The organism is Paenibacillus sp. FSL R10-2771 (assembly GCF_038000205.1).
Classification (GTDB): Bacteria; Bacillota; Bacilli; order Paenibacillales; family Paenibacillaceae; genus Paenibacillus_AQ; species Paenibacillus_AQ phytohabitans.
Genome location: NZ_JBBOBM010000001.1, coordinates 5,812,355 through 5,825,453, shown reverse-complemented (window position 1 = coordinate 5,825,453; position 13,099 = coordinate 5,812,355). Strand labels below are relative to the sequence as shown.

Genomic DNA, 13,099 nt, shown 5'->3' with positions numbered 1-13,099 from the left:
AACGCAATATCGTTATTTGTGTTGACAATGAAAAGATATAGGTGTATATTTTAAATAACGAAATAACCAAATAACGATATATCGTAAGGGGTGAGGGAATTGCCTGAAGAGAACGAATATGAATTTGAAGTTCATTTCATGGATCAACCGTTCCGGGAGATAAAACGGCGTGCCAAGACTCAATTAGAAGCACTGGCTATCGCAGAGCACGATTATGAAGGTGAAACAGGTTACTCCGCAGTTATCTCAATAGATCCACATAAAATCTAAGCCGGCGGGCATACGCGGGAGGGATAAGGGATGGACAAAAGAATGAAGATTCGCGGCCAATATCGGAGTTTATTGATGGAAGATGATGTACACCAGTATGAAACACCAAATGGTGTGACTTTCGTAAAGGCGGATGCCTACGTTTGGTACAACTACGATAATGCTAAGGAAACACTCACCACCAACCAACTTGCAGCAAGATGCGCTGATGAGGAAATAAGCAAATAACATGGGCTACGGCCCCTCTAAAGGAGGAATGACCAAAATGAAAATTAACGTATTTGAAAATGGTAGCAAAAGCAAATTGATAGCTATGCTCACCGAGATTGACGGCAGCGAACGCGAGTTAGTACGCACGGATAAAGGCAGGGATGATCTGCTTAACAAAATAGACGACATGGGCCTATCTTACATTACGGTAGAATTCAAATAGTATATTTCAATGACCGCCTGATGAGCGCTGAGAGCGCCACGGACCGGCTGCGGACTGGTCGAAACCTACCGGATAATTCATGCCGGGATGGTCGCGGAATCCGCCATACGAGGGCTGCGCGCGTCCTCAATGCATAGGAGTGATAGATATGTTGCCAGTACACAATAGACTTGCCGAACTCTTTCAGGAGCATTTGAAAGGTCAACTCTCGGATGAATTGGGTATCGAACTGCAGCAATGTCTGAAAGTGAATGCTGATTACTGCCTGGACATGAATTTCTTTAATAACCAATTGATTGAAGCGAGAAAAACAAAAGATGTGAAGTGGGAGGCTGATATTACCGCAAAAATGGATTGGCTGCGGCGCACTGGAAAGGTGGTCATGCAATGAGATTAGAGGATTTACATGTGGGGCTGCCGGTCCGGATCGCCAAAGATCATCCCAGCGGCTACGGGGGCCGCGTGGGTAATGTCGTAGCTGTGGGGGAAGCGAAGACCTTGGATAATAAAGAGGTGATCAAAGGAGCAACCGTGGATATTGGGGAGGTTCTGTTGGTCATGGTTGAAGCGGATTCATTAGAGCAAGTGTCCGAAGAAGAACTACCTCCTGGATGGGCAGAATTTGATGTGTGAATGATCGCGTAACAAGCCGCCTGACCGTACTCTATAAATGCATATTTTAGTATACTCAGATAGGTCCATCGAATTATAATTAATCTATTGAATGAAAATTATGTCAGGCGGTGTTGTACATTGTCGTGGGAACCATTTGGGTTTATGTTCTTTTCTGGAATTGAAGCATTCTCTCTATATTTTTTAACAATGTGCTTGTTCCGTTTCAGGTTTCAAGAACACATCGCTCAAGCATTCATTCTAACTTTGTTAGTGAACCTCCAAAGCTACATATTAAGAAACGATTTTGCTTTAGGGAATTTCATGCCAATAATAACAATTTTCTTCTTTGTATTGTTTTTTGCAATCATCGTCAGGATGCCTTTAGTCTTTTCTGTAATTGCAACTATCTCTGGTTATGTTATTTTCGGGGTAGTTCAATGCCTTTTGGCATTGCTGTTATTTGGTTCACTTGAAGAAGCCCGGGCCACATTAGCAAATGGCTATGTACTTCAGGCATCAACAGGGATATTAATCATGGCATTATCATGGCTAGGCTTCCGACTAGGATATGGATTCACATTTGATATGAACCGCTTAAGATTTAAGTTTGAAGATATTATGGTAGTCTTGTTGATTGCGGTGTTCTTAGTAACAGTTTCTATAGTTCTTTATTTTAACGAACTATCTATAGTAACGCTATTCTTTGTAGCGACATCAGCCTATCTACTATATTACGCAATGAGAAAGGATCGAGAGAGTTGATAGAAAAGATGTCGATTATCACGTCTCGGGCAATTAAGCGGACTGTCCCAAATCATCCGGCCAGCGAGGCTGTTCTTAAATACGCCCTGGAAGTCGTATACAATGTAGTTTTTATAGTTGGATTCACCATAATAATATCATTTTGGACTGGAAAAACAGCTCAGGTTATAATGCTGATGGCATCATTTGCGTTACTGCGGCAAATATCAGGAGGGATACATCTTAAATCTGGTCTTGCATGTGTGATCGTATCTACCGCATTATTCACAACACTTTCCATGATCAATGTTGGAGACAATTCAATATATTTGAATGTTCTTAGTTTAATCATGGTTATATTGTTTGCCCCCTCAGATATTGAGAAGCAGACACGTATTCCTAAAAAGTATTTTCCTTTATTGAAAGGTGGGGCTACTGCTGTAATTATTATGAGTTTGCTTTTGAATTCGCAGACTGTCTCACTGGGGTTGTTTGTACAGTCATTAACATTGATTTCACGAAGGGGGGTGAAGTAATTGAAGAATATCATGAGTTTAGCTAAACGCAGCGCCACCTATGGCCTTGCTTCGGCTCTGTCTATTATTGCATTATCAGCCGCAAGCACAGCAAGTATCTTATTCATACATCAGCCAGAAACTCCTTCAGAACTGCTTAAAAAGGAGATGGAATAGATGGTAAATCTGCCGGTAACAAAAGATATAAATGGAGAGTCCGGAGCTGTTGCTTTGTCCGTTGATGATATTTTATACATGAGGCATAGCAGTAGATTGAGGAGAGTCGTTGTCTATACTGCAGATGATATTTATTATACAACCGGCCCATTAAACTATTGGTGTACAACTCTGAATAATAGTGGCTATGCTTTTTCAAACGGGGATCGCACTGCTGCAATTAATTTGAGGAAAGTAATCCGGGTGAATGATTTTTTCAAAACTGCGTATTTCGATCTTAACAGCAAAGAGGGATGTATGCTCTCAAAGAAAGGATACGAAGATCTAAGAGAACAATTAGAATCTCTAAGTATTCCATTTGTAATGATATGAACCGCAAACAGCGGTTCTTTTTTTGTTTTAAAAAGAATGTCGAATTATAGGAGTAATTGACGCCTATTCAGAATTTGAGTTGTTGTTTACTAATTTGGAATAATGGGATTTAATAGTAATATAACCGGGGGAATTATATTGACAAATGTAGTCAGTACATCTTCGTAAGGTTCTGGCTGTCGGGGAGTAAAAATCTACTCCTGCCGCTGCGTATCAATAAATTCGAAAAATTGAGATTCGACACAGCCAAGCACTAAGCAAATGGCCCTACCTACAAGAGAGTTAGGCGTCTTCTTGCCTCGCTCATATTGTGAGATTAATGTGTCAGATACCGATAATTCAAACCTTTCTTTAATGGCCTGGGATAGCGCCTCTTGGCTCATGCCTTGAGCTTCCCTTAGTTTACGCAGCTGGCACTCCCCTAGAATGAGCGCCATTTTTTCCTCCAAGGTACTTTATTAAATTAAGAAGGTGATGCTGATAGGATTATAACACATGGATAATTTGATGGCATCAAAAGAGGGGGAACAGAAGAAAAGGCAGGAGGGATAGTTATATGATCTATTTAACAGTCACTGAAAATGAAGAAGGTAACGGTATTCAGCAGATAAAAGTAGAGGATATCCTATATATGCAATTTGACAATCGCCTCTCAATAGCAGTGCATACCGAAGATAATCAATACATTGCTGTCGGACCCCTGAGATTTTGGGAGTCGGCGTTTGAAAAGGCTGGATTAAATTTTCTGAGGGTCGATCGGGGCGTATTGGCAAATGTTGATAAAATAAAATCTATAGACCAAGATTATAAGTTGGCGTACTTCGATACGATTGCTGAGAAGCAGACGAAGAGTTGCACTATGTCTAGTGTGGGATACAAAACTTTCCGCGCAGGAAACTCTTCAATTCCAGAAGTGAAGAGAACAGGTTCAAAATTGTTTAAGGGCCTGTCCTGGCCGACAAGCCCTTAAGTGAAACATTTTTCAAAAAAACCACCTTAAATGTAACACATGTTAAGTTAAATGATAACTGGATTCAGCGTGCAGAAATCTATTGACAATACAATTGAATATGAAAAATGGATAACCATACATAGAGAGAGGTATAAATAATGGGGAATAATAATGAGTTCTCAGGAATAAGAGCTGCGCGAATTAATTCAGGTAAGTCAGTGGATGAAGTATCTATTCTAACTGATTTAACTAAGGAACAGATAATTGAATTTGAACGGGTTCCTGCGGATGTTCCGGCTAGTTTAGCGCTAGTGTTTGCGGAGATATATAATACAACAGTAGATCATATATGCTTTGAATAAAAAATAATCCCATCAGCGAATATTCTCGCTGATGGGATTATTTTTTACCCAATAAATACCCACAAAATAGTGGTTTCTTATAGTTTTCTGAATATCTCAGAATGGCCGTAGATTCCCTCTAGAATGCTGTCGTATCAAGCGTTTTATGGCTCTTAATTCTCTTACATGCACCTGCATTCCCTGCATAAACTATATGCAGCCGATGTATACAGGTGCTGGAATAGGGGTCTCCACGCTGGCGCTGATTACCTTATTTCTCTGCTATCTCTGGACCTCCAAGATCATGGATATTCCATTGTGAAGAGGAGGGAGGGTTGACATGTCACTGTTATGTGCTGCAGTCATGCTTATCTTCACCGCCGGCTGGATGATTCTGCGCTTCAAATGCAGCGGCCGCTACGCAGCGCTGCGTGAGCTGCCCATGGCAGGGCTCCGGCTGCGGTGGCTGGGCGAGCCAATCCTGCTGCTTGTGGAGAAGGGGAAGGTCGTTAGCCTAATCCCGGCAGTAATGTTCAAAATTCAGCGCTCACTGCAGCGGATCTACGGCATGCGCCATAGCGCAGAAAGAACTTTGCTATTCATGGGAGAGATGTTCAGCTACAGCTGGCTGTTGATCACAGGAGGCAGCGCACTAACCTTGTTTACGGGTGAGCAGGCGGGAATCTCAATTGGCGGCCTCCTGGCAGTTCTACTTCCGGTTGCGATGGTCAGTGACCTGCACAAGAAGGTGCGCCTGCGGGAGCAGCAAATCCTGCTTGAGCTGCCGGAGCTGCTGAATAGCCTAGTCTTGCTTGTTGGTGCAGGCGAGACGGTGCAGCGGGCAATCCTCCGCTGTGTCAACAGCCGCCAGGGAGACAACGCCCATCCGCTGTATGCTGAACTGCTGAAGATGACAGCGGAATGGGAAGGCGGCTATTCGTTCCAGCAGGCGTTTGAGAACTTCAGCAAGCGTTGTGCGGTGCAGGAAGTCTCCATCTTCACAACTACAGTACTGCTAAATTACCGCAGAGGCGGAGCTGACTTTGTTCTGTCGTTGCGTGATCTGTCGCGGATGCTCTGGGAGAAGCGGAAGGCTATCAGCCGGACCCACGGGGAACAGGCTTCCTCAAAGCTGGTCTTCCCGATGGTGGTTATCTTCTTAATTGTGATTGTGCTGGTGGGGACACCGGCGCTGATGATGTTAAAAATGTAGGAGGTAGAAGCATATGATGACGCTGATTGCAGAAGGTGTGAGGAATTTTTGGAGAGATGAAGATGGACTGGGCACGCTCGAGATGATACTGATTATTGCTGTGTTGATTGCGGTAGTGATGGTGTTCCGTGAAGAGATTGTAAAGGTAGTTAAGGATTTGATTAGTACTGCCGGAGATAAGAGTCAGGAAGTATTTGAGTGATTCCTCTACAGGAGGAGGAGGGAAGCTTCACAATCGAGGCTTCGCTTCTGCTGCCGATCATTATGTGCATCACAATGCTGCTGCTGTTTTTCTCCCTCTACAGCTATCAGAAGTCGATGCTGCTGCAGGTGGGCTCAGCTGCAACCGAGCGTGCGGCCTACAATTGGGAGAATAGCAACAGGGCGGTGGATGGGGAATTCGCAGCTGGGAATTATGATCCGCTGTACTGGAGAATCAGCGAAGATGGATTATTGGGGTCCTTGTTCGGAAAGGGGGCACAGAATGGTAGTACGGCAATTGTACTGCCTGGTGAGGCGGAGGGTGGGGGCGAATTGCCCGTAGTGAAGCTGCGGCAAGCTTCGAAGATTGTCCCGTTGAATCTGACGGGAGAGCTTAGCTACACTTACGGATTCACAGGCCGCAAGATCAGTGCTGAATTAAAGAAGGTGCTGAGTTTACCGGTCTTGGATGAATTATTGGCGGATGAGGCGGTTCCCGAGGTGTCTGCCAGCTCCTATGTTACTGAGCCTGTTGAGTTTATTCGAACCGTAGACCTCATGCGTTACTACGGGTCCAAGTTCAAGAATCATTCATCCGGCAGCAAGGAGGACACGGGCATGGAGAAGAAGAACGCTGCCCTCATGCTGGACAAGCTGCACTAAGCTGCCAATATCTCGGCGGGACTGGTTCAGGTGATGGGGCTGGAAGGAGGTGATAACGGATGCTGCATTCCAAGGAATGCAAGTTCAGCAAGCTTCCTAGCCCGGGCCGCTGCCGGAATTACGCAAGGCGGAGCGGAACTAGGAACAGAAGTAGCAACAGAAGTAGCGATAGTAATAGAACCGGAAGGTTAGTTAGGTGTACTTTCAGATATCTGCATACAACTGAAGGATCTGTCTCCATTTTTCTGATTATGATATTGGCTTTCGTATTTCTTTTCACCACTGTGCTCATAGATTACGCGCGGATTGCGGCTGTGAATGTGCAGGAGGAACGTTTGGCGAGAGCAGGGGTCCGCTCCGTGATGTCCTCTTATGATATTACTTTACGGGACCGGTATGCCCTGTTCGCCTTCGGCGGTAACGATGGCAATCAGCTGCTGTCCAAGGTGCTGAACGATAATCTGTATGAGAGCGGGCGGGCAGATGCCTTTAATCTGCTGCCTGTAAAGCTGGATTCCTCTTCGCTGAACTGGAGCCGGCCGCTTGGCAGCTATGATATCTTCCGGCGGCAGATTATTGAAGAAATGAAGTATAAAGCACCTGTTGATTTCGCACTGGAGCTGGCAGGAAAGCTGAAACCCCTGTCTGCGGCAATGACGGAGGCTTCACAGACAACACAGATACTGGGAGACCTGCAGCCTCTATATACTCAGCGTGAGGAAGCATTGGAACTTATGCTGCAGAAGAGAAGAGAGGCTGCTGACAGTACAGTGAAACTGCAGAAGCTTCTGATGAATCCTCCTGCTAATCATATATATCCTGCTGGGCTGGGCTCCATTGCCTCTGCAGCGGATATCCCGGCGATGTATAACGATTATTTCGCCAAGTATTACGAGGATTTGTTCCGGGATACCAAAAAACCGCCAAAGTACTCAGGAGTTCTATCGCTGTATAGAAATCAAGTATCTGATTTGATCAGCCGGATACCTGGTGTTCTGGCTGAGGTTCAGGCAGATCATAACTCCCGGTTACAGGAGGCCAGATCAGCACTTACGAAGGCTGAGGATTTAAACCGGCAGATGAAAAGCATGCTCGATCAGTCAATGGCTGCCGCAGATACTGCCGGAAATGATCCTGCGCGGAACTGGGACATCCCGGGGAGCGTGGAAGAAATGAATTCAGAGCCGCTCAGGAAGCTGAGGGAACAAGCAGCAAGCCTTATTCTCCCTTCATCCGAGTTCAGTACTATGGACAATAACTTAGGGGAACAGGAACAGGCTGCAATGAACCTGGAGCCGGCAGTATCCGGATTACCAGCCGTATTGAGTGCATTATCAGGATCATCTGGAGAGTATTCAGGCATGGTTACAGGTGTTCTGAATGCTTCAGGGACAATTCATAGTTATATACAGAATTATGGCGAGCATGGATCCATTATTACAGCTGAGGCCGCGCAGATTGACGGCCGCCGGACTTCGGACAGTGGGCGCAGGCAAACGGAACAACAGGCTAAAACCAAGCTCGGGGAGGCTATGAAACTGCTTAATGAGATCCGCGGTCTGGGTGAAAGCGCAGAAGAAGCCGTGGAACGGTACCGTAGTCTGCGTCAATACTACGAGGAGAATGTCTCTTTCAATGAGGGTATAGAGCAGGAAGCAACAGTTACTGTGAATAGCGGTGATCAGTATACTGCCGGAAAATCATCAATGAAAAATATGGACGGCTTGTACTCAGCGATGAGCAGTGTTCTGGAAGGCGCCAGGGACAGATTGTATCAAACAGAGTATTCAGCAATGTATTTCCGTCATTTTGATCTATCGGCGCTGACTCCGCTGGCTTCCGGGTCTGCGGAAGGACTCGGAGAAAAGCTCGGGGAACAACTTGATCCTCAGGCTCAGGAGCTGGAGTATATTCTGTACGGCTTCTATAATCCTGCCGGGAATGTAGCGGCGGCATATGGGGAGATCTTTGCCTTGCGCCTGGCCGTAAGGACTATGGAGGGAATGATAGAGAAAGCCAGTCTGGGCAATCCGCTGGCGGTCCTGGCTGCTGCACTTTTGTATGGAGTTGAACAGGCTGTTCAGGACATGCTTCTGCTCTGCAGGAACGGGGAGATTCCCTTATCCAAATATATGACCGCGAAGCTTACCTATCGTGATCATTTGCGGTTGTTTCTTCTGCTTCATGGAGGAGGGGAGGAACAATTGGCCCGGATGCTTGCACTTATCCGCCTGAATACCGGCACTGATCCGGCGGGGAAGTTCACGTATGCCTCAGCAGAGCTCACAATGGGCATGCCGCTGTGGTTTCTCCCTGGAGTAGTGAAGCTGGTGGATTATAGTGCAGGACTCTCGGGGGACGTCCGGGGTAAGAATTATTTCAGGAAAGTAGGGGCCGACTTTTCTTATTGAAGGAGGATTGGCCGAATGAAGCTCTGTCTGCGGAAATCACCGGACCCGCGTGATGAAGGCAGCATGGTTGTAGAAGCGGCGCTGGTTCTACCCATGTTTCTGTTATTTGTCCTGTTCCTGATCTTTATTGTGCAAATGACACTATATTCCACGGCGCTGCAGAGCACGGTATCCGATACGGTTAAAATAGTCTCGGCGCATATGTATCCTGCGGCTTTGGCCGCACAGCAATGGGATGATGCAAGTGAAGCAGAGAACACAGATTCGTCCGCTGGCTCTGCCTCCCCGGGTGTATGGAGTATTCCGCGGTTGTCGATTGCTGAATGGAGCGAGCATTATGTGAAGGAGCTTCCTGAGCCTATGGAATCTTGGGTCAGCGCTGCTATCCAGCAGGGAGAAGGGCCGCTCCAGAAGGTGCAGGCCGGGGCTTCCGAGGCCGTATTGGATATAGCACTTAAGCCTATGCTGAAGCCGTATCTGTCTTCGGACTGGCTTAAATACAGCCGGATTCATGTGTCTAATGTAACCGTTCCTGATCTGAATAAAGGAACACATCCTTACTTCGGACTGGTAGTCAGCTATGACTTGCCGATGAAAGTTCCGTTCCTGAATCAGAAGATTGTACTTGAGGCCAGTGCAGTCGAACGCTTATGGATCGGCAACACAGATGTATCCGGAGATGGCGGTGCGGCGGGACCTGATGAAGAAACAGGCACCATTGTCGTCCTGGAGAAGCCTAATCCGGGCGTGGCGAACCATCAGGGCCTGATAAAGGTTAAGGTGCCTCCGGGTGCTTCGGCGAACCTGGCCATTTTTTACAAAAGCGGTCAGAGCACGGCCAAATATCTGGGCTGGAAGCAGGCGGATGAGAACGGATATATCGAATGGGAATGGAAGATAGGCGTAAATACAACACCGGGGACCTGGCCCTTCGTCATTTGTTTGGCTGACGGCACCTCCTTGGAGGCGACTTTTGCAGTTGTGAAATAACTGAAGTTTACGGGAAGGGGAGTGCGGATGACAGAATGGGCTTTTTGGGGCTGCCTGCCGTTCCTGACAGCAGCATTATTCACCGATATACGCTGGATGAAGATCCCTAACTGGATTACATTGCCTGCACTTGTTGCGGGAATATCCCTGCAGGTGATTATGAGCGGCCGGCATGGACTGCTCTTATCTTTGTGTGGTGCAGGTTCGGGTTTTCTGCTGCTGCTGATCATGTATTTCATCGGGGCAGTGGGGGCTGGAGATGTTAAGCTTTTTGCCGGAATTGGTGCCTGGACTGGTGTATTGTTCTCCCTGCAGGTAATTGTGTATTCTGTGCTGTTGGGAGCCGTTGTCGGCTGGAGCATGATTCTCTTCAGGCGGGGAGCAGGCCGGAGGGTACGCGGTATATTAAGCAGAAGTTCGGGATTCCTGCTGCTCCGTAATACGGATATGTTCAAAAAAGGACAGGCGAGTGGTCTGCTCCGGTTTCCGTTTATGCTGGCTGTTTTTCCGGGATTTATCTGTGCGTATTATTATTTCTGACTTGAGGTTTGGAGTTATAACAGCTCAGGAGGTGAAGCTGCTTGTTTGGACTGGAACGTGATTTCGTGCAGCAGGATGGGATAACGATGCTACTCGGCAAGCCTGAGGGATTGGCGGCAGGAGAGCTTAACATGGTTCAGGCCCGCATGCTGATGAACACCGGCATTCCGCATCATCTGCGGCTGCTTCTTAGAGAGATAGACCTGCAGGTGACACTGGAATATACCGTATCAAGACGAAAAATGCTGGGGGCTCTGCTCAAAAGTGAGAGGCTGAGTATGCTTGAATTCTTCGGGCTGCTGCTGCAGATCGCTGCAGGAATGGAGGAGGGGCGCCTGTATATGCTGCGTGCAGAGCAGTACGCGTTGCATGAAGACTACATCTTCATTGAGGGTCCGTTAAACAGTGGAAAAGTGTTCCTTACCTACCTTCCACTGCAGCATACAGAATCAGCTGTAAGTCCGGGGGAGTCACTCAGATCACTGATCATGGTTTTTATGGCGGCCATCCATGAGCTGTCCGGTGACGGAATGCAGCGGCTGCTGCAATACTGCGGGGAGGAGGCTTTCAGCCCTGCAGGGCTTAAGGAACTATTAGCAGAATTGCTGACAGGGGCAGACCAATACAGGGCTCCTCCTGAAGCCATGGGGCTGGTTCAGGGGAAGCTGGCAGGAGCGCCGATTCGGTCAGCAGACAGAATGGAACAGCCTCCGCTCCTTAATCTGGAAGAGCCAAAGACGGCTTTCCCGGGGAGAGCAGCCTTCGCGTGGGAGCAAGGAGGTAAGGAGAGTGTGCCTCCTGCTTCTGGACAGGCGTCAGATCAGGCCCCATGGATGAGCGGCGCACCGCGGCTGAAGCGGAAGGATGGGGGAGCAACCGGAGAACAGCTGAGGCCTGATATGCCTGAACAAACCCTACAAGCTGCTGTGGACGGAACATCATCGTATCGGACGTATATTGTACTTGGTGCAGTGCTGTGCGATGCGTTGTTATGGAAGTTTCTCTATTTAAATAATCCCTTGACGCTTTGGCTCGCGGTCTGTGCAGCAGTAACTCTGGGGCTGGCAGTTGTATGCTGGATGGTGTGGAGCGGTAGGATTACCCGGGGCGGATCTGAGGAAGAGGAAGAATTTTTGGAGGAGGGGATAGAGGACAGGAAGGGTACAGGCCGGAAGCTGAGGAATGAGCTGGAATGGGATTTTGGCAGAAATCCGGTAGCGCCGTTCCGGACTTCAGCTCCCGCTTACATGCGTTCAGAACAAGCATCATCTGCTGAAATCTCTTATCTTAGGGGGACAATGGCAGGCGGACAGGGTACAGCCCCGGAGATTGCCGAGGAACGGATTCATGTGAAAGAAGCGCCTGCTGCTGTAGCTGCCACGGCGCTGCTTATCCGGGAACCGGAACCGGTTAAAGGGGGTGGGCTCGCATCAAGCGGGCGGGCAGTTCCTTATCTGGAAAGAAGCGAGGCGGATGACGGCGGAACTCCTGAGAGAATTGAACTGAACCGCCCCAGCTTCATTATTGGCCGCTCTTCAGAGGTCGCCCAGTATGTAGAGACATCTGAAGGGGCATCGCGGGTGCATGCCGAAATTTCCAGAAGCTCCGGCGGATATATCCTGAAGGATCTGGACTCCAGGAACGGTACGCTTCTCGCTGGTGAGGTTATGGTTCCTTATAAAGAGTATCCGTTGACCGAAGGAGCGGTGTTCACGATTGTTAAGGGCTGTTATACGTTTCACACTTGAGATTTCAGCTGTTCAAGCGCCGGCTGCAGGGTTGGATAGGTGAACGTGAAGCCGTTATTCACTGCTTTGGAAGGAAGTACACGCTGTCCCTCAAGCAGAATTTCCGACAGTTCTCCTACAGCAGCCTTCAGCAGAAATGCCGGGACGGGGAACCAATGCGGACGATGATAGACTTTGCCGATCATGCTTCCGAATTGTTCGTTCGTAACCGGCTGCGGTGCAGTGGCATTGACAGGACCCTCGATCTCAGGATGAAGAATGCAGAATTCGATTAGCCGGACGATATCCGTCAGGTGAATCCAGGACAGCCACTGCTTGCCGCTGCCGATTCTGCCGCCGAAGCCAAGGGAGTACGGCAACCTCATTTTAGGAAAAGCACCGCTCTCATTGCCCAGCACAACGCCTGTGCGCAGTTTGATCAGCCGGCAGCCCGAATATGCTTCATCGGCAGCCTCTTCCCAGGTCTTGACGACTTCTGAAGGGAAGTCTACAACGCGGGTTGGAGAAGATTCATTATAGGTATCCTGCCGTGAAGTCCCGTAAATGGCGACAGCAGAGGACTGGACGACTACCTGGGGCTTATGCTGCAGCGACTGCAGCAGCTTCCCTGCTGCGGTAACGGTTTCCAGCCGCGATTTCATAATCGCCTGCTTGCCGCTTTGAGTCCAGCGCTGGCTAAGGGAAGCTCCGGCAAGATTAACCAGTGCATCTGCGCCTTCGGCAGCTTCTGGATTTGATTTCAGACTGTCCCAGGTAAGATAGCTCAGACCCGGATGAGATCGTGGGTTCGCCGGAAGCTTGCGGCCGACACTGATGAGCTGATGCCCGCTTTGCAGCCAATATTCGGTTAGTTCGCTGCCGATGAAGCCGCTGCCTCCGCAAATGATATATTTCATAGGGGTGCTCCTGTTCTGGAC

Annotated in this window: 20 protein-coding genes; 18 read left to right on the top strand and 2 right to left on the bottom strand. The window is 48.2% G+C overall.

Going from position 1 to position 13,099, the window contains the following annotated elements; translation table 11 throughout:
• The first annotated feature begins 99 nt into the window (after positions 1–99).
• From NSU14_RS24805 to NSU14_RS24765, 9 genes are all read left to right on the top strand, one after another.
• Positions 100–270 carry a hypothetical protein gene (locus NSU14_RS24805; RefSeq protein WP_340947564.1) on the top strand — a complete coding sequence of 57 codons (171 nt, stop codon included), beginning with the start codon at positions 100–102 and terminating at the stop codon, positions 268–270.
• 30 nt (positions 271–300) lie between these two features.
• Positions 301–498 carry a hypothetical protein gene (locus NSU14_RS24800; protein ID WP_340947562.1) on the top strand — a complete coding sequence of 66 codons (198 nt, stop codon included), beginning with the start codon at positions 301–303 and terminating at the stop codon, positions 496–498.
• A gap of 76 nt (positions 499–574) precedes the next feature.
• On the top strand, positions 575–703 hold the full coding sequence (locus tag NSU14_RS24795; protein ID WP_340947561.1) for a hypothetical protein: 129 nt from the start codon (positions 575–577) through the stop codon (positions 701–703).
• A gap of 148 nt (positions 704–851) precedes the next feature.
• Positions 852–1,094 (top strand): DUF7667 family protein, encoded by a 243-nt coding sequence (locus tag NSU14_RS24790; protein WP_340947560.1) that lies wholly within the window; start codon positions 852–854, stop codon positions 1,092–1,094.
• Positions 1,091–1,336, top strand: coding sequence for a hypothetical protein (locus NSU14_RS24785; protein ID WP_340947558.1), 246 nt, complete (start codon positions 1,091–1,093; stop codon positions 1,334–1,336). Before NSU14_RS24790 ends, NSU14_RS24785 begins: the two co-directional genes overlap by 4 nt.
• A 120-nt stretch (positions 1,337–1,456) precedes the next feature.
• The gene (locus NSU14_RS24780; RefSeq protein WP_340947556.1) at positions 1,457–2,080 is read left to right on the top strand and encodes a hypothetical protein; all 624 of its coding nucleotides are present in this window, start codon (positions 1,457–1,459) and stop codon (positions 2,078–2,080) included.
• Between the two features lie 8 nt (positions 2,081–2,088).
• Entirely contained in the window at positions 2,089–2,595 is a 507-nt protein-coding gene (locus NSU14_RS24775) for an accessory gene regulator ArgB-like protein (protein ID WP_340947555.1), read from the top strand.
• Positions 2,596–2,751 (top strand): cyclic lactone autoinducer peptide, encoded by a 156-nt coding sequence (locus tag NSU14_RS24770; RefSeq protein ID WP_340947554.1) that lies wholly within the window; start codon positions 2,596–2,598, stop codon positions 2,749–2,751. It begins immediately after the preceding gene.
• Entirely contained in the window at positions 2,752–3,123 is a 372-nt protein-coding gene (locus NSU14_RS24765; protein ID WP_340947552.1) for a LytTR family transcriptional regulator DNA-binding domain-containing protein, read from the top strand.
• Positions 3,124–3,317: 194 nt separating this feature from the next.
• On the opposite strand, the gene NSU14_RS36040 is transcribed toward NSU14_RS24765, so the two are convergent.
• Complete coding sequence (locus tag NSU14_RS36040) at positions 3,318–3,560, bottom strand: helix-turn-helix transcriptional regulator (protein ID WP_445670061.1); 243 nt, start codon at positions 3,558–3,560, stop codon at positions 3,318–3,320.
• Positions 3,561–3,679: 119 nt separating this feature from the next.
• Here NSU14_RS36040 and NSU14_RS24760 point away from each other — a divergent pair, with 119 nt between their 5' ends.
• From NSU14_RS24760 to NSU14_RS24720, 9 genes are all read left to right on the top strand, one after another.
• On the top strand, positions 3,680–4,093 hold the full coding sequence (locus NSU14_RS24760; RefSeq protein ID WP_340947551.1) for a LytTR family DNA-binding domain-containing protein: 414 nt from the start codon (positions 3,680–3,682) through the stop codon (positions 4,091–4,093).
• 140 nt (positions 4,094–4,233) lie between these two features.
• Positions 4,234–4,437: a helix-turn-helix domain-containing protein gene (locus NSU14_RS24755; RefSeq protein ID WP_340947550.1), complete on the top strand. Its 204-nt coding sequence runs from the start codon at positions 4,234–4,236 to the stop codon at positions 4,435–4,437.
• A gap of 319 nt (positions 4,438–4,756) precedes the next feature.
• On the top strand, positions 4,757–5,629 hold the full coding sequence (locus tag NSU14_RS24750) for a type II secretion system F family protein (RefSeq protein ID WP_340947549.1): 873 nt from the start codon (positions 4,757–4,759) through the stop codon (positions 5,627–5,629).
• A gap of 13 nt (positions 5,630–5,642) precedes the next feature.
• On the top strand, positions 5,643–5,831 hold the full coding sequence (locus NSU14_RS24745) for a Flp1 family type IVb pilin (RefSeq protein WP_076242375.1): 189 nt from the start codon (positions 5,643–5,645) through the stop codon (positions 5,829–5,831).
• Positions 5,828–6,493: a TadE family protein gene (locus tag NSU14_RS24740; protein WP_076242376.1), complete on the top strand. Its 666-nt coding sequence runs from the start codon at positions 5,828–5,830 to the stop codon at positions 6,491–6,493. The genes NSU14_RS24745 and NSU14_RS24740 overlap by 4 nt, the downstream gene beginning before the upstream one ends.
• 257 nt (positions 6,494–6,750) lie before the next feature.
• Positions 6,751–8,904: a hypothetical protein gene (locus NSU14_RS24735; RefSeq protein WP_340947547.1), complete on the top strand. Its 2,154-nt coding sequence runs from the start codon at positions 6,751–6,753 to the stop codon at positions 8,902–8,904.
• A 15-nt stretch (positions 8,905–8,919) separates the two neighbouring features.
• Positions 8,920–9,894: a pilus assembly protein gene (locus NSU14_RS24730; RefSeq protein ID WP_340947546.1), complete on the top strand. Its 975-nt coding sequence runs from the start codon at positions 8,920–8,922 to the stop codon at positions 9,892–9,894.
• 27 nt (positions 9,895–9,921) lie between these two features.
• Positions 9,922–10,434 (top strand): A24 family peptidase, encoded by a 513-nt coding sequence (locus NSU14_RS24725; protein WP_340947545.1) that lies wholly within the window; start codon positions 9,922–9,924, stop codon positions 10,432–10,434.
• 41 nt (positions 10,435–10,475) lie between these two features.
• Positions 10,476–12,182 carry a DUF6382 domain-containing protein gene (locus tag NSU14_RS24720; RefSeq protein ID WP_340947544.1) on the top strand — a complete coding sequence of 569 codons (1,707 nt, stop codon included), beginning with the start codon at positions 10,476–10,478 and terminating at the stop codon, positions 12,180–12,182.
• On the opposite strand, the gene NSU14_RS24715 is transcribed toward NSU14_RS24720, so the two are convergent.
• On the bottom strand, positions 12,173–13,078 hold the full coding sequence (locus tag NSU14_RS24715) for a TIGR01777 family oxidoreductase (protein ID WP_340947543.1): 906 nt from the start codon (positions 13,076–13,078) through the stop codon (positions 12,173–12,175). The genes NSU14_RS24720 and NSU14_RS24715 overlap by 10 nt on opposite strands.
• Between the last annotated feature and the right edge of the window lie 21 nt (positions 13,079–13,099).